This window comes from Aquabacterium sp., assembly GCF_049317225.1.
GTDB lineage: Bacteria > Pseudomonadota > Gammaproteobacteria > Burkholderiales > Burkholderiaceae_C > Aquabacterium.
Window position 1 is genome coordinate 200196 of the sequence record NZ_JBMOIR010000002.1, and the last position, 15946, is coordinate 216141.

Consider the following 15946-nt stretch of genomic DNA (forward strand, 5'->3'; position numbering starts at 1 on the left):
GGGTGAGATTGTTGGACGACGATCAACAGCTTCGATACAGCCGCCACCTCCTGTTGGATGAGTGGTCGGAGGCCGCGCAAGAGCGCCTGTTGTCCGCGCATGCGCTGGTCATCGGTGCGGGCGGCCTGGGTGCTCCGGCATTGATGTATCTGGCGTCGGCCGGTGTGGGACGTATCACGGTCATGGACCCCGATACGGTCGACCTGACCAATCTGCAGCGACAAATTGCGCACACCACCGACCGCGTGGGGCAGGCCAAAGTGCTGTCTGCGCAGTTGGCCATCGCGCAACTCAACCCGGGTGTGCAGGTGCATGCCATCGCTCAGGCGGCGGATGACGTCTTGCTGGCCGAATGGGTGCCGCAGGCTGATGTCGTGCTGGACTGCACCGACCGTTTCGCCATCCGTCAGACCATCAACCGTGCCTGCCGTCAGGCGGGGGTGCCCCTGGTGTCGGCGTCTGCCGTGCGCTTTGATGGGCAGATCAGCGTGTTTGATCCGCGGGTACCCGACGCACCGTGCTACGCCTGCCTGTTCCCTCCTGACGCGCCACCGGAAGAAACCCGTTGTGCCATGTTGGGCGTGTTCGCGCCCGTGGTCGGCATGATGGGCGTCATGCAGGCGGGCGAGGCCATCAAACTGCTGGCTGGGTTGACCGAGGCGGGGGCGCCCGGGCATCACCAAAGTCTGGCGGGCCGATTGTTGATATTCGATGGACGCGATTGGTCCTGGACCGCCATGCGTGCGCGCCGGAACCCCATGTGTCCGGTGTGTGGCACGTCGCCGCCCATCCGAGACTGACTTCACCACAAGAAGAGAGGCAGACGATGAACAATCCCAAAGAACTGCACGGCCGCAACTTCCCCACCGCTGGCCAGGATGCGCTCAACGCCAGTCGCCCTTCTTTGTATGGCGGTGATGACAGCAGTTACGAGTTGGCTTTCACGGACAACGACTTTCTGCTTCACCCCGATCTGCGCCCTGTGCGCATGCAGCTGGAGTTGCTCAAGCCTGAAATGGTTCAGCGCGAGGAGGGCGTCGAGTCCACCATCGTGGTGTTTGGCAGCGCACGCATCCTCCCCGCAGACGAATCGCAAGCTCGCTTGCGTTCGGCCATGGATCTGCCGGACGGGCCCGAGCGAGATCTGGCCGTCCGGCTGGCGCAGCGCCAGGTCGACATGTCGCGCTATTACGAGGAAGCCCGAGCCTTCTCGGCGCTGGTCACCAACAACTCGGCCAAGCTCGACAATCCCATCTATGTGGTGACGGGCGGGGGGCCAGGTGTCATGGAAGCGGGTAACCGTGGCGCGCACGAAGTCGGGGGCAAGAGCATCGGTCTCAACATCGTGCTGCCCCACGAACAAGAGCCCAACCCCTACATCACCCCCAAGCTGTGCTTCCAGTTCCATTACTTCGCCCTGCGCAAGATGCACTTCCTGATGCGCTCGGTCGCACTGGTGTGCTTTCCAGGTGGCTTCGGGACGCTGGATGAGCTGTTTGAAACCCTGACCCTGATTCAAACTGGCAAATGTCGCAAGCGTCCGGTGCTGCTGTTCGGGCGTGAGTTCTGGACCAAGCTGATCAACTTCGATTACCTGGTCGAAACCGGCATGATCAGCCCCCAAGACTTGGGGCTATTCCACTACGTTGAGACCGCCGACGAGGCTTGGGCAACGTTGCAGAAGGTCTACGGTCTGGGTCAACCCGATGCGGACATCGCCTGCGGCTGGTAAGGTGAAGGCGTCTTGACTGAGACGTCCTGCGCCGTGACACAGACCCATTTGCCAGACGCTGCCAGCGTACGATTGATCGGGGTGCCGACAGACATCGGCGCAAGCATGCGCGGGGCCTCGCTGGGGCCCGATGCGTTGCGCGTGGCCGGCTTGCCGGACGCACTTGCCCGGCTGGGCCTGTCGGTGCATGACGCCGGCAATGTCCAGGGCCCCCCTAATCCATGCCACCCGCCGCAGGACGGCTATCGCCATCTTGCTGAATGTGCGACCTGGAATCGGGGCGTTTTCCAACAAGTGGCTGACGCTTTGGCGGCCCGACACATGCCCATGGTCCTGGGTGGCGATCACAGCGTGGCGGTGGGCTCGATCGGCGCTGTCGCGCAGCATTGCCGCGCCACCGGGCAGCACCTGCGGGTGATCTGGCTGGATGCGCACGCCGACTTCAACACCAGTGACATCACCCCCAGTGGCAATCTGCATGGGATGCCCGTGGCCATTTTGTGTGGGCATGGTCCGCGTGAATTGCTGGCTGTGGCGGCGGGCGTGATGGACCGAGACGCGGATCTGTCGCCAGCCTTGACGGCAGATCAGATCAGGCAGGTTGGTGTGCGCAGCGTGGATCCGCTGGAGCGCCGCTTTGTACATTCGGCAGGGCTCGAAGTGTTCGACATGCGCCATCTCGACGAAGTGGGCATGCGCCACGTGATGCAGCAGGCCTTGCTCGGCGTCGATGAGCACACGCATCTCCACGTGAGTTTTGACGTTGATTTTCTGGATCCGGACATCGCGCCGGGGGTGGGGACGCCTGTGCGAGGCGGGCCGACTTACCGCGAAGCGCAGCTCTGCATGGAAATGCTGGCAGACACTGGACGCGTCGCATCGGTGGACATTGTCGAATTGAATCCGGCGCGTGACATTCAGAACCGGACGGCGGAACTGGTGGTGGATTTGGTGGAAAGCCTGTTCGGCAAGTCCACGTTGATGCGTCGCCGCCCCTGAGGAGGGTTCCCGATTCAGTTCGGGGCAGTCGATCCGATTCAAGCACCATGCATTCAAATACCAAAACAGCCCTCGTACTCACTGGCGGTGGGGCGCGTGCGGCCTACCAGGTCGGGGTCTTGCAAGCGCTGCAGCTGATTCGCCGTGATGTGGGTGAGCGTCGCCGGGGCAACCCCTTCCAGATCATTTGTGGCACCTCGGCAGGGGCACTCAACGGCATGGCCCTGGCGTGTCAGGCCGATCATTACGAATTGGCCTTGCGCACCATGGTGGATGTGTGGCGCGACTTCCGTGCCGAGCAGGTCTATCGGGCCGACTCGCTCGGCATCATGCAGACGGGTGCCAAGTGGCTGGCGCTGTTCTCTTTAGGGTGGGCGGTGGCGCGGTGGCGGCGCATGCGGCCTCGGTCCTTGCTGGACAACAGTCCCTTGCAAGAGCTGTTGCCGCAGTTGATGCAGGTCGACCGCTTGCCCAAGCTCATGGCCGAGGGGCACTTGGACGCCGTGGCGGTATCGGCCTCCAGTTACACCACTGGCGAGCACGTGACCTTTTACGACAGCGCCCGTGAGGTGGAACCCTGGATGCGTTCGCAGCGCATGAGTGTGCGCGACCAGTTGAGCGTCAACCACCTGCTGGCCTCGGCGGCCATCCCCTTTGTGTTTCCCTCGGTGCCCCTGACCATCGAGGGTCAGTTGCAATACTTCGGGGATGGCTCCATGCGTCAGGCTGCACCCATCTCGCCGGCTATCCATCTGGGTGCCGACCGCATTCTGGTCGTGGGGGCGGGGCGCTTGCACGAGCCGCCTGCCACCCGTCCTACCGTGGCCGAGTACCCCAATCTGGCGCAGATTGCAGGTCATGCCATGTCCAGCATCTTTTTGGATGCGTTGGCCGTGGACATCGAACGCATGCGCCGCATCAATCACACGTTGAGCCTGCTGACGCCTGAGCAACGTGCGCAAACCAGTTTGCGTCCGGTGGACATTCTGGTGATCGCGCCCAGTCAGCGCATTGACGACATCGCGGCCAAACATCTGTGGGCGTTGCCTCCCGCAGTGCGTGCCATGTTGCGTGCGGTGGGTGTTTATGGGCAGGGCAAGACGGCGCGTGGCACCGCTCTGGCCAGTTACCTGCTGTTCGAGTCGTCCTTCACCCGCGAGTTGATGCACCTGGGCTTCACCGATGCGCTGGCGCGCCGCGATGAGGTGGAGCGCTTCTTTGGCTGGGGGCAGGAGCAGCCTCAAGGGGCTGCGACCCCTTTACATGGGATTGAGACAGTGCTAAAGTAGAGAGCTTCGCTTTATAAAGGCGAGGATTAGTTCTTTCCTGAAAGGTCTCAACATGTACGCGGTCGTAAAAACCGGTGGCAAGCAATACAAGGTTGCTGCTGGCGAAAAGATTAAAGTAGAACAGATTGCTGCGGAAGTTGGCCAAGAGATCGTGATCGACCAGGTTCTGGCAGTCGGCTCCGGCGCTGAACTCAAGGTTGGCACTCCTCTGGTGGCTGGCGCAACCGTCAAGGCAGTCGTGGTGGCCCATGGTCGTCACGACAAGGTCCGCATCTTCAAGATGCGCCGCCGTAAGCACTACCAAAAGCGCCAAGGCCACCGTCAGAATTTCACCGAGCTGCAAATCAGCTCCGTGAACGCCTGATCTCGCGCCTTCATCGTCTAACTTCAGTCACCAAGGAGCAGATCCATGGCACAGAAAAAAGGCGGCGGTTCCACGCGGAACGGCCGTGACTCGCAACCAAAGATGCTGGGCGTGAAGGCCTTCGGCGGTCAAGTGATCTCCGCTGGTTCCATCATCGTCCGTCAACGCGGCACCCGTTTCCACGCTGGTGCTAACGTCGGCACCGGCCGCGACCACACGCTGTTCGCACTGGTCGACGGTACCGTGTCGTTCGCGACCAAGGGTTCGCTGAACCGCAAGACCGTGATCGTGACTCCCGTCTGATCTCGGCGATCAAGTGGCCCTTCAGTGGGCTGCTGAACCAAAGCCCCGGCATGCCGGGGCTTTTGTGTTTGGGTGCCACGTTCTGTGGTGCCGATTCTGTTTTCTCTCTGTCAGAGGCGGGATAATCCCAGCTTCTGCTCAAGCAAGGACACCCGTCTCATGAAATTCGTCGATGAAGCCACCATTGATGTGGCCGCCGGTAACGGTGGTAGCGGATGCATCAGCTTCCGTCGTGAGAAGTTCATTCCCTTCGGTGGCCCCAATGGGGGCGACGGCGGGCGAGGCGGGCACGTCTACGTGGTCGCGGACCGCAACATCAACACCCTGATCGACTACCGCTATGCGCGTCGTCACGAAGCGCGTAACGGCGAACAAGGCCGCGGCTCCGACCAGTTTGGCGCAGCCGGCGAAGACATCGTGCTGCGCATGCCCGTGGGCACCATCATTCGCAACGCCGAAACTGGTGAGTTGATGATGGAGTTGCTGGAGCACGGCGAAAAGCGCCTGCTGGCCAAAGGGGGGGACGGTGGCTTCGGCAACCTGCACTACAAGACTGCCACCAACCGTGCGCCCCGCAAAAAGACGCCGGGCTGGCCGGGTGAGGCGTACAAGCTCAAGCTCGAATTGCGCGTGCTGGCCGACGTGGGCCTGCTGGGCATGCCGAACGCCGGCAAGTCGACCCTGATTGCCGCCATCTCGAACGCGCGCCCCAAGATTGCCGACTACCCCTTCACGACCCTCCACCCCAACCTGGGTGTGGTGCGCGTGGGCCCCGAAAAGAGCTTCGTGGTCGCCGACATTCCCGGCTTGATCGAAGGCGCTTCCGAAGGGGCGGGCTTGGGTCACCAGTTCCTGCGCCACCTGCAGCGCACCCGCGTGCTGCTGCACGTGATCGACCTGGCACCGTTTGATGACACGGATCCTGTGCAGCAAGCGCGCGCCATCGTCAACGAACTCAAGATCTACGACGACGAGTTGTACAACAAGCCGCGCTGGCTGGTGCTCAACAAGCTGGATATGATCCCCGAGGCCGAGCGCATGACGCGCGTGCTGGAGTTCGTGCGCCGTTATGGCTGGAAGGGCCCAGTCTTCCAGATCTCGGCCCTGACCCGTCAAGGCTGCGAGCAGTTGGTGCAAACCATTTACCAGCACGTGGCCAGCATGCAGGAGCACCATGAAGAAGCGGACATTCGCTTTGACGTGGAGGCCAGCCTGCCCATGGCCAGCGATCTGGTGGCGCGTGCCGGTCTGGAGTACGACGACGATCTGACGGCTCTGATCAAGCCGAAGCAGGCGGCGGACGCAGCCAAGAAGACCGCGACCAAGAAGCCTGCTGCGAAGAAGGCTGCAGCCAAGAAGGTCGCAGCCAAGAAGGCGGTTGCCAAGAAAGCGGCACCGAAGGCCGCAGCGGTGGCCCCCGTCGTGGCCAAGCCGGCTGCGGGCAAGGCGCCTGCCAAGAAGGCCCCTGCCAAAAAAGTGGCAGCGAAAAAGGCTGCCGTGAAAACCGCAGCAGTGAAGAAGGCTGCCGCGCCGAAGGTGGCGACTGCGAAAAAAGCGGCGCCAGCTAAAAAAGCGGCTGTGAAGGTGGCGCCGGTCGTCAAGAAGGCTGCAGCCAAGCCCGTGACGCCCGCCAAGAAGGCTGCCGTGAAGTCGCCTGCCAAGAAGACTGTGGCGACCAAGGTGGCAGCCAAGAAGGCCGCGCCTGCCCCCAAAGTGGCGGCGAAGAAAGCCGTCGCGGTCAAGAAAGTCGCTGTGAAGAAGGTTGCCGCTAAAAAGGTGGTGGCCAAGAAGGCAGCGACCAAGAACACCGCACGCTGATCCCCTGTCCCTGATCTTTGCCTGACCCGACCGAGTCCCGCCCATGAACGATGTGTTGAAGAACGCCCGCCGCATTGTGGTCAAGGTAGGTTCCAGTCTGGTCACCAACGAAGGCAAGGGCGTGGATGCCGAAGCCATCGGCACCTGGTGCAGACAAATGGCCGCGCTGGCCCACGATGGCCGTGAGGTCATCATGGTTTCCAGCGGCGCCATTGCCGAAGGCATGAAGCGCCTGGGGTGGGCCACGCGACCCAAAGAAATCCACGAACTGCAGGCTGCGGCCGCTGTGGGGCAGATGGGGCTGGCGCAGATGTACGAAACCAAGCTGCGTGAGCATGGCATGGGCAGCGCCCAGGTGCTGCTGACGCACGCGGACTTGGCGGACCGCGAGCGTTACCTCAATGCCCGTTCGACCTTGTTGACCTTGTTGTCACACAAGGTGGTGCCGGTCATCAACGAAAACGACACCGTGGTCACCGATGAAATCAAGTTCGGTGACAACGACACCTTGGGGGCCTTGGTGGCCAACTTGGTCGAAGCCGATGCCTTGGTGATCCTGACCGACCAGAAGGGCTTGTACAGCGCTGACCCTCGCAAGGATCCGGCTGCACGCTTCATCGATGTCTGCACGGCGGGTGACCCTGCTCTGGAGCAGATGGCGGGTGGTGCGGGTTCTCGCGTGGGCACGGGTGGCATGATCACCAAAGTGCTGGCGGCCAAGCGCGCAGCCGGGAGTGGTGCTTCGACGGTCATCGCCTGGGGGCGTGAGCCGGATGTGCTGGTGCGCCTGACGCAGGGCGAGGCCATCGGCTCGCTGTTCGTGGCCGATACCGCCAAACTGACCGCACGCAAGCAATGGATGGCCGATCACCTGCAACTGCGTGGCGCCGTGATCGTCGATGACGGTGCCGTGCGCAAGTTGCAGGAAGAGGGTGCCAGCCTGCTGCCCATCGGCATGACCGAGGTGGTGGGCGAGTTTTTCCGCGGCGATGTCATTGCCGTGCGAAACAGCCAGGGGCAAGACGTGGCCCGGGGACTGGCCAATTACGCCAGCAGTGAGGCGCGTCTGATCGCGCGCAAGGCGTCGGGCGAGATCGAGGCAGCATTGGGCTTCAGTCATGAGCCAGAAATGATTCACCGGGACAACCTTGTCCTGGCCTGATCCCCCCGGAACAGGGTCATATCAGGGTAGATCCTGCCCTGTGAGAGCCACTTCTCCACGTACAAAGCCATCCGTGCTTATTTCACGTGATCCCGCCCGAGGAGGCTCTCCATGTCCCTGATGACCCGCATTGTTCTTCGTTCGACTCCCTTGGCCCTGGCCGCTGTGGCGCTGCTGAGCGCCGGTACTGCGCAGGCCAAGAGCCTCGTGTGTGTGTGGGATGTGGCAGGCAAGACCGGTGACGTGTACGCCGGCGCGACCGACTACGCCGTGGCCATGCAAAAGAACGGCGCCGATCTGGAGCTCAAGAGCTACGTGGACGAACGCGTCGCCATCGAAGACTTCCGCTCCGGCCAATGTGATGCCGTGATCGCTACGGCCTTCCGGACCCGTCCGTTCAACAGCGTGGCCGCCACGCTCGACAGCATCGGCTCCACCACCATCGTCAAGAACGGCAAGGTGGACATCGACGCCGGCTACGAAGTCGTGCGCAAGGTCATTCAGGTGTTTGCTGATCCCAAGGCTGGCAAGCTGATGGTCGAAGGCAACTACGAAGTGGGCGGCATCTTCCCTCTGGGCGCCGCGTACCCCATGGTGCGTGACCGCAAGATCAACACCGTCGAAGGCCTGTCGGGCAAGAAGATCGCCGCCTTTGACTACGACAAGGCCCAGGGCGTGATGATCCAGCGCATCGGCGCGCAGCCCGTGTCGGTGGACGTGACCAACATCGGCCCCAAGTTCAACAATGGCTTTGTCGACATGGTGACCCTGCCGGCCGTGGCCTTCAAGCCGTTTGAGCTGGCCAAGGGCATTGGCAGCCAGGGCGGCATTGGTCGCCTGCCCATCGTCATCCCCACGGTGCAAGTGATTCTCAACAAGGCCAAGTTCCCTGAAGGGTTTGGTGAGAAGTCGCGCCAGTATTGGCTGTCGCAGTTTGATCGCGCTCTGAGCATCGTGCGCACGGCCGAAAAGGGCATTCCTGCATCGATGTGGCAAGACCTGCCTGCTGAGAGCATCCCCAAGTACGCGCTGATGTTCCGCGAGTCGCGCATCGAGATCGCCAAGCTGGGCTTCTACAACAAGACCGGTCTGAACATCATCAAGAAGGCCCGCTGCAGCGTGAACCCCTCGGATGCCGAGTGCGCCACCCCACGTGAAGTGGAATAAGTCGGCCGACTGCACCGGGGCAAGACCCGGCGCCTGACAAACAAAGAGCCCGTGTCAGCGATGACCGGGCTCTTGTCTTGTGGGGGCAGAGAAGGTTCAGCGCTCGGCCATCTGGTCGTGGTCCAGGTGCAGGGCGTTCACTTCATCGGGGTGAGCGTTGTCGGGCATGAGCACGTCCGCGTCCCGTCGCATGCCCATGCGCACATGACCGCGCAGAAAGCGGTTGGTGTGCGGCTGCGGCCGGGGCAGGAAGCGGGCCAGCTCCTGCAGGGCCATCTCGTAGACACCCCGCTTGAACTCGATCACGCTTTCCAGCGGCACCCAGTATTCATGCCAGCGCCAGGCATCGAACTCGGGATGGCTGGTGGCGCGCAAGTTCATGTCGGAATCCCGCCCCATCAATTGCAGCAAGAACCAGATCTGCTTCTGGCCCTTGTAATGGCCGCGCGCATCTTTGCGAATGAAATGCTGAGGCACCTCATAGCGCAGCCAATCACGGGTTCTGGCGATGATGCGGACGTGGTCAGGCAGCAAGCCCACTTCTTCGTGGAGCTCGCGGTACATCGCCTGCTCTGGCGACTCACCGTGTTTGATGCCGCCCTGAGGAAACTGCCAGGAATGGGTGCGAATGCGCTTGCCCCAGAAGACCTGGTTACGGTGATTGAGCAGGATGATGCCGACGTTCGGCCGAAAGCCTTCACGGTCGAGCATAATCAACTCCAAATTTTCAACTAGATTCATTATTGCACCGCATTGCCGTGCTCGACTAGAGCGATTGCCCTGACAGGCGGCCTGCGGTGCGTTTTCATGCCATGAAAGCCTCTCAGTTCTTCATTTCCACCCTCAAGGAAGCTCCCGCTGACGCAGAAATCGTCAGCCACAAGCTGATGATGCGTGCCGGCCTGATCAAAAAGCTGGGTGCCGGTCTCTACAACTACATGCCGATGGGCCTGCGCACCATCCGCAAGGTGGAAAACATCATCCGCGACGAGCTGAACAAGGCGGGTTGCGTCGAGTTGACCATGCCGGTGGTGCAACCGGCCGAGCTGTGGGTGGAAACCGGCCGTTTCGAGAAAATGGGCGAAGAAATGCTGCGGTTCAAGGACCGTCATGGCCGCGACTTCGTCATCCAGCCGACCGCTGAAGAAGTCATCACCGACATCGCGCGCCAGGAGTTGCGCAGCTACCGTCAGCTGCCCAAGAACTTCTATCAGATCCAGACGAAGTTCCGTGATGAGCGCCGTCCCCGTTTTGGCGTGATGCGCGGTCGTGAATTCACGATGAAGGACGCGTACTCCTTCGACCGTGACGTGGAGAGCGCAGGCAAGACCTACGATGCCATGTACGCGGCCTACACCCGCATCTTCGAGCGCCTGGGTCTGCAGTTCCGTGCCGTGGCCGCCGACACGGGCGCCATCGGTGGCGACCGTTCGCATGAGTTCCAGGTGATCGCAGACACAGGCGAAGACGCCATCGTCTACTGCCCCACCAGCGACTACGCTGCCAACATCGAACTGGCGGAAGCCGTGGGCCTGATGGCCGAGCGCGGCGCCGCCACCGTGGCCCTGCAAAAGGTGGCCACCCCCGGCAAGAGCACTTGCCCGGATGTGGCAGCCCTGCTGGGCCTGCCCCTGAGCCAGACCGTCAAATCGCTGGTGCTGGCCACGGACGAGACCAATGAGCACGGCGAGATCGTCAAGTCCACCATCTGGCTGCTGCTGGTGCGTGGCGACCACGACCTCAACGAAGTCAAGGCCGGCAAGATTCAGTTGGCCGATGGTTCGGGCCTCAAGGCGGGCTTCCGCTTTGCCACCGAGTCTGAAATCGTGGCGCATTTCGGCACCAAGCCGGGCTACCTGGGCCCCATTGGCGTCCAGAACGTGAAGGTCATTGCCGACCGCACCGTGGCCAACATGTCGGACTGGGTGTGCGGTGCCAACGAAGAAGGCTTCCACATCCAGGGCGTGAACTGGGGCCGTGACCTGCCCGAACCCGATCTGGTGGCCGACATCCGCAATGTGGTGGAAGGCGACCCCTCGCCAGACGGCAAGGGTGTGCTGGCCATCCAGCGTGGCATCGAAGTGGGGCACGTGTTCTATCTGGGCACCAAGTACTCCAAATCCATGAATGCCACCTTCCTGGATGTGGACGGTAAGCCCAAGCATTTCGAGATGGGTTGCTACGGTATCGGTGTGACCCGTATCCTGGGTGCCGCCATCGAGCAGAAGCACGACGATCGCGGCATCATCTGGCCGGACGCGATTGCACCGTTCACGGTGGTGATCTGCCCGGTGGGCTACGACCGCTCTGAGGCCGTCAAAGCCGCAGCCGACGAGTTGCACGCGCAACTGTTGGCCCAAGGCGTGGACGTGATCCTGGACGACCGTGGCGAGCGCCCCGGTGCCATGTTTGCCGACTGGGAACTGATTGGCGTGCCGCACCGCGTGGTCTTTGGCGACAAGGGCCTCAAGGAAGGCGTGGCCGAGTACCAGGGTCGTCAGGATGCCGAAGCCAGCAAGTTGCCCGTGGGTGACGTGCTGGGCCACTTGCTGGCACGCCTGCAGAACGCCTGACAAGGTGGGGCTGAGGGCGTACCATTCCAAAATGGTGTCTGTTTTGCGTGTGATGCGCGCGTGGCGCGCGGCGTGCCTGACCTCGATGTGGATCGCAGGGGGGCTGCCGCATGCCTGGGCAGGCGCCCAGATTGAAGAGCCCTTGGCCGACTCGGTGCGGTCGGCTTTGTCAGCCGCCGTGGGTCGGGGCGAACCGCCCAAGCTGGTCTTTGCCGATGACGTTCAGCGTCGTCAGTGCGAGCGCTGGTCCATGGCGCAGGAAGACCGCCTCATCAAGCGCAAACCCGAGCAACTGGTGCGCATGGAGTTTCTGAACACCGTGTGTTACGAGGCCAAGCGTGCAGGGCTGGAGCCCTCGCTGGTGCTGGGCCTGATTCAGGTGGAAAGCGGGTTTCGCAAGTACGCCATCTCGCCCGTGGGGGCGCGGGGCTACATGCAGATCATGCCGTTTTGGGCTCGCACCATTGGCAATGGCGATCCGGCAAGCCTGTTTCACATGCAGACCAACATCCGGTTTGGCTGCGTGATCCTGCGGCACTACCTGGATCGCGAAAAGGGCAATCTCTTTTACGCGCTGGGCCGTTACAACGGCAGCCGCGGCCGTGCCGAGTATCCCAATATGGTGACCGCTGCGGCGCGTGGGTGGCGGCAGCTGGATGGCCTGGTGGGCACGCGTGTCGCCGACGCCCACAGCGAAGCCGGCGTCAATACCATCGCCTGGTCGGGGCGTTGAACGGTTTCAGAGGCCTTGCCACGACTGTGGCTGAGCCTGTTCGATCTGGACGAGGCTGAGCACCCTCTCCACCGTGTCCTGCACCAGGTCTTCAATGCTTTGAGGACGGTGGTAGAACGCAGGCAGGGGAGGGAACACAATGCCACCCATCTCGGTCACCGACGTCATGTTGCGAAGGTGTGCGAGATTGAAGGGCGTTTCACGCACCATCAGTACCAGGCGTCGACGCTCTTTCAACGTCACATCGGCTGCACGGGTCAGCAGGTTGTCGCCCAGGCCATGTGCCACGGCGGCCAGCGTTTTCATGCTGCAGGGTGCGATCACCATCGCATCGGTCATGAAGCTGCCGCTGGCGATGCAGGCACCCACGTCACCGGGGGCATGTGCCTGATCGGCCAGTGCCTCCAGCGCCGTGCGGTCCAGTCCCAGCTCGTGGTGCGCGTTCAGGATGCCCGCAGGCGTGGCCACCAGATGGGTTTGCACACCCAGCTCACGGGCACGTTGCAGCAGGCGCACGCCATAGACGGCGCCGCTGGCACCCGTGATCCCGATGATCAGCCGGCGAGGACGTGTCATGGCTGACTTATTGTGCGCCAGACAGAGTTTGTTGCAGCTCGCCAGCCTGATACATCTCCATCATGATGTCCGAGCCGCCGATGAACTCGCCGTTGATGTACAACTGAGGGATGGTGGGCCAGTTTGCGTACTCTTTGATGCCTTGGCGGATGGCTTCATCTTCCAGCACGTTGACCGTCTTCAGATCGGTCACGCCGCAGGCCTTCAGGATCTGGACAGCACGGCCCGAGAAACCGCATTGGGGGAACTGTGCGGTGCCCTTCATGAACAGGACCACGCGATTGCCCTTGACCAACTCGTCGATGCGTTGTTGAACGTCGCTCATAAGAAACCAATGTCAAAAAAGAAAACAGGCCCGGTTATATCAGGCCTGCGGGGTTTCGGGGCGAGTGGGGCTGTTGATTGGTGCGGCAGAAGGCGTAGTTCAGAAGGCGTATCCCACGGAAACCTTCACCAGCGGACGCAGGCCCAATCCTTGAACCAATTGGCTGGTATTCAGATTGCCTTGCAGCGCATCGCCCAGACGATTGAGGGCGCCATTGCGGGTGCCGATCAAACCCAGGTCGGCATTGAATTGCCAGGCCGTGCTTGCACCGGGTTTCTGGAAGCTGGCGGAGTAGCCGGCGCCGATGTAGGGGCTGGGTTGGTTGCTGGTGTCTCCCGCTTGAGCACGCCCCAGAGACAGACTGTCGAGCCGTTGCAAGCTGAGGTTGAGGCCCCCGCCATGATCGGCGCCCGACCACCAGGCTTGGCTGGCATCGCCTTGCACCACCCCTGCGGTGGCTCGGAAGCCGCCCTCCATGTAGTAGTCGGACAGGATGTGGAGGCTGCGCATGCGCAAGCCGGCCGGAACGGGCTGGGTCAGCACGAAACTGTCTTTGAGCGGGTTGACCGGGCGATCAATCACCACCCCGACGCGACCTTCCCATTGGGGCCACAAGGTCTGTCCGGCCGCCTGCAGGCCGTTCGCAGCCTCTTTGCTTTGCACTTGCTGCCAGCCAATGCGCACGGTGGTGAGGCTGCCGGAGGTGGCCTGACGCAGGGCGTGTTCGGCGCGGGGCACCATTTGGGCATGGGCCGTTGAGAGTGCCACGAGACTCAGGCACAGCGCCGGCAGCGCGCCACGCATCGGGTGCGAACGGGGCGGTGTGGTCGTGGTGTGTGCCATGGCGATCTCCTCAGGGACGTCTGGATGCTACGCCCCGGCCTGACATTTGTGTGTGAGAGATGTGAGCGTTCGTCACCCCATTTTCAGTGTCTGGAAATGCCCCCGGTAGCAGGGCTTTCCCAGTGCGAGGGCAGGGGCTCAGGCGGGCCGGCGGCCGCCGGTGCAGCGTGGCTGCCCGCCCAGATCGAAGCGGGTGCTCACTTCTTCAAAGCCTTGCTGGCGCAGCAGGGCACCCACTTCGGGGGCCTGGTTGTAACCATGCTCCAGCAGCAGCCAGCCGCCTGGGGCCAGATGCGCGGGGGCTTGCGCCACGATGAGGCGAATGTCGTCCAGTCCATCGGGGCCAGAGGTCAGAGCCGTGATGGGTTCGTGCCGCAGCGCGGGGAGGTGGGGGTCCCCTTCTGCGATGTAGGGCGGGTTGCTGACGATCAGGTCAAACTGCTCGCCAGGCAGGGGATCGAGCCAGGAGCCATGCAGGCCACGGACGTTGAGTCCCAGTTGACGGGCGTTGTCCAACGCGACCGACAGGGCGCCGGCGCTGGCATCCACTGCCGTGATCTGCGCCTGGGGGCGTGCATGAGCCAAAGCCAGCGCGATGGCGCCACTGCCTGTCCCCAGATCCACCACGCGCGTGGGGGCGGCTTCGGGGATGAGGGTCAAGGCCCATTCGACCAGCGTTTCCGTGTCGGGGCGGGGGATCAGGGTGTCGGGCGTGACCTTGAGGGGCAGGCCGAAAAACTCTTTGTCGCCCAGCAGGTAGGCCAAGGGTTCGCCCTCGGCGCGCCGGCTCAGCCAGGACAGGTAGCGCGTCAGCGGACCCTCCGGCATGGCATCCTGATCGTGCGACAGCAACCAGGTGCGGGAGCATCCCAGCACCGTGCACAGCAGCACGTGCGCGTCCAGGCGGTCCACGCCCAGGGTGCGTGCGTGCGCCAGCGCACCACCGACGGTCATGTTGAGGTCAGACACCGGTGGCCGCCTCCAGCTCCGCCAATTGGTCGGCCGCCTGCGCACTCAGCAGGGCGGCGACCACGTCGTCCAGATCACCTTCCATGATGGCAAGGAGCTTGTAAAGCGTCAGGTTGATGCGGTGGTCGGTCAGGCGTCCCTGCGGGAAGTTGTAGGTGCGGATGCGGTCAGAGCGATCACCGCTGCCGATCAGCCCTTTGCGCATGGCCGCCTCTTTGGCTGCGCGCTCGCTGCGCTCTTTCTCTTGCAGACGAGCTTGCAGCACTTGCAGGGCCTTGGCCTTGTTGCTGTGCTGGCTGCGCCCATCCTGGCACTCGGCCACCAGCCCGGTGGGCAAGTGCACCACGCGCACGGCCGAATCGGTCTTGTTGATGTGCTGGCCACCCGCGCCACTGGCTCGGAAGGTGTCGATGCGCAGATCGGCCGGGTTCAGGGTGATGGCGGCGGCCTCGTCGGGCTCCGGCATCACGGCCACGGTGCAGGCACTGGTGTGGATGCGGCCTTGGGTCTCGGTGGCGGGGACGCGCTGCACGCGGTGTCCACCTGACTCGAACTTCATCTTGCCGTAGACGCCATCGCCCTCGAAGCGCAGGACCACTTCCTTATAGCCGCCCAAATCTGACTCGCTGGCAGACATGATCTCGCTGCGCCAACCTTGACGCTCTGCGTAGCGGGTGTACATGCGGGCGAGGTCGGCCGCAAACAGCGCCGATTCGTCCCCGCCGGTTCCAGCACGGATTTCGATGAAGGCGTTGCGGACGTCGTCAGGGTCTTTGGGCAGCAGGGCTGTTTGCAGTTCGGCCACCAGACGATCGAGGTCGGCCTCGGCCTGCGTGATTTCATCTTGCGCCATGGCGCGCATGTCGGGGTCGTCACCCGAATCGGTCAGCATCTCGCGCGCGGTGTCCAGATCCTGCTGGCGCTGGGTGTGGCGGCGAGCGAGGTCGCACACACCGCTGACCTCGGCATGTTCGCGAGACAGTTCACGGAAACGCTTGTTGTCGGCGGCAATGACCGGGTCGGACAACGCCATGTCCAGCTCTTGCAGGCGGTGGGCCAGACGTTCGAGCGAGGAGGCGAGAGACGGCGCCAG

Annotated in this window: 16 protein-coding genes and 1 pseudogene; 11 read left to right on the forward strand and 6 right to left on the reverse strand. The window is 62.8% G+C overall.

What is annotated here, in order from left to right; genetic code table 11:
- Window positions 1-11: 11 nt before the first annotated feature.
- The 9 genes from ACOYNB_RS02865 to ACOYNB_RS02905 all read left to right on the forward strand — a co-directional run bounded on the left by ACOYNB_RS02865 (window position 12) and on the right by ACOYNB_RS02905 (window position 8834).
- Window positions 12-800, forward strand: coding sequence for a HesA/MoeB/ThiF family protein (locus tag ACOYNB_RS02865; protein ID WP_422837609.1), 789 nt, complete (start codon window positions 12-14; stop codon window positions 798-800).
- A 26-nt stretch (window positions 801-826) separates the two neighbouring features.
- The gene (locus ACOYNB_RS02870; RefSeq protein ID WP_422837610.1) at window positions 827-1732 is read left to right on the forward strand and encodes a TIGR00730 family Rossman fold protein; all 906 of its coding nucleotides are present in this window, start codon (window positions 827-829) and stop codon (window positions 1730-1732) included.
- A 105-nt stretch (window positions 1733-1837) separates the two neighbouring features.
- Window positions 1838-2731 carry an arginase gene (gene rocF / locus ACOYNB_RS02875; protein WP_422837683.1) on the forward strand — a complete coding sequence of 298 codons (894 nt, stop codon included), beginning with the start codon at window positions 1838-1840 and terminating at the stop codon, window positions 2729-2731.
- Window positions 2732-2778: 47 nt separating this feature from the next.
- The gene (locus ACOYNB_RS02880) at window positions 2779-4020 is read left to right on the forward strand and encodes a patatin-like phospholipase family protein (RefSeq protein WP_422837611.1); all 1242 of its coding nucleotides are present in this window, start codon (window positions 2779-2781) and stop codon (window positions 4018-4020) included.
- 52 nt (window positions 4021-4072) lie between these two features.
- A complete protein-coding gene (gene rplU, locus ACOYNB_RS02885) occupies window positions 4073-4384 on the forward strand; it encodes a 50S ribosomal protein L21 (RefSeq protein WP_420816409.1) in 312 nt (103 codons plus the stop codon).
- A gap of 45 nt (window positions 4385-4429) precedes the next feature.
- Window positions 4430-4687 (forward strand): 50S ribosomal protein L27, encoded by a 258-nt coding sequence (gene rpmA, locus ACOYNB_RS02890; RefSeq protein WP_374255878.1) that lies wholly within the window; start codon window positions 4430-4432, stop codon window positions 4685-4687.
- A 159-nt stretch (window positions 4688-4846) separates the two neighbouring features.
- The gene (cgtA, locus tag ACOYNB_RS02895) at window positions 4847-6505 is read left to right on the forward strand and encodes an Obg family GTPase CgtA (protein WP_422837612.1); all 1659 of its coding nucleotides are present in this window, start codon (window positions 4847-4849) and stop codon (window positions 6503-6505) included.
- 43 nt (window positions 6506-6548) lie between these two features.
- Window positions 6549-7667 carry a glutamate 5-kinase gene (gene proB, locus ACOYNB_RS02900; protein WP_422837613.1) on the forward strand — a complete coding sequence of 373 codons (1119 nt, stop codon included), beginning with the start codon at window positions 6549-6551 and terminating at the stop codon, window positions 7665-7667.
- A gap of 111 nt (window positions 7668-7778) precedes the next feature.
- Window positions 7779-8834, forward strand: coding sequence for a putative solute-binding protein (locus tag ACOYNB_RS02905; protein WP_422837614.1), 1056 nt, complete (start codon window positions 7779-7781; stop codon window positions 8832-8834).
- A gap of 59 nt (window positions 8835-8893) precedes the next feature.
- Here ACOYNB_RS02905 and ACOYNB_RS02910 read toward each other — a convergent pair.
- Window positions 8894-9545: pseudogene (locus ACOYNB_RS02910) on the reverse strand (RNA pyrophosphohydrolase); the annotation flags it as partial.
- A gap of 101 nt (window positions 9546-9646) precedes the next feature.
- Between ACOYNB_RS02910 and ACOYNB_RS02915 the strand changes: the two are divergent.
- Together ACOYNB_RS02915 and ACOYNB_RS02920 are read left to right on the forward strand one after the other, a co-directional pair.
- Window positions 9647-11407 (forward strand): proline--tRNA ligase, encoded by a 1761-nt coding sequence (locus ACOYNB_RS02915; protein WP_422837615.1) that lies wholly within the window; start codon window positions 9647-9649, stop codon window positions 11405-11407.
- Between the two features lie 52 nt (window positions 11408-11459).
- Window positions 11460-12140 (forward strand): lytic transglycosylase domain-containing protein, encoded by a 681-nt coding sequence (locus ACOYNB_RS02920; RefSeq protein WP_422837616.1) that lies wholly within the window; start codon window positions 11460-11462, stop codon window positions 12138-12140.
- Between the two features lie 6 nt (window positions 12141-12146).
- Here the strand turns inward: ACOYNB_RS02920 and ACOYNB_RS02925 are convergent, their stop codons facing one another.
- The 5 genes from ACOYNB_RS02925 to prfA all read right to left on the reverse strand — a co-directional run bounded on the left by ACOYNB_RS02925 (window position 12147) and on the right by prfA (window position 15946).
- The gene (locus tag ACOYNB_RS02925) at window positions 12147-12716 is read right to left on the reverse strand and encodes a UbiX family flavin prenyltransferase (RefSeq protein WP_422837617.1); all 570 of its coding nucleotides are present in this window, start codon (window positions 12714-12716) and stop codon (window positions 12147-12149) included.
- 7 nt (window positions 12717-12723) lie between these two features.
- A complete protein-coding gene (grxD, locus tag ACOYNB_RS02930) occupies window positions 12724-13041 on the reverse strand; it encodes a Grx4 family monothiol glutaredoxin (protein ID WP_422837618.1) in 318 nt (105 codons plus the stop codon).
- Window positions 13042-13140: 99 nt separating this feature from the next.
- Window positions 13141-13884 carry a hypothetical protein gene (locus tag ACOYNB_RS02935; RefSeq protein WP_422837619.1) on the reverse strand — a complete coding sequence of 248 codons (744 nt, stop codon included), beginning with the start codon at window positions 13882-13884 and terminating at the stop codon, window positions 13141-13143.
- A 138-nt stretch (window positions 13885-14022) separates the two neighbouring features.
- Complete coding sequence (gene prmC / locus ACOYNB_RS02940) at window positions 14023-14838, reverse strand: peptide chain release factor N(5)-glutamine methyltransferase (protein WP_422837684.1); 816 nt, start codon at window positions 14836-14838, stop codon at window positions 14023-14025.
- Window positions 14839-14845: 7 nt separating this feature from the next.
- On the reverse strand, window positions 14846-15946 hold the full coding sequence (prfA, locus tag ACOYNB_RS02945) for a peptide chain release factor 1 (protein ID WP_422837685.1): 1101 nt from the start codon (window positions 15944-15946) through the stop codon (window positions 14846-14848).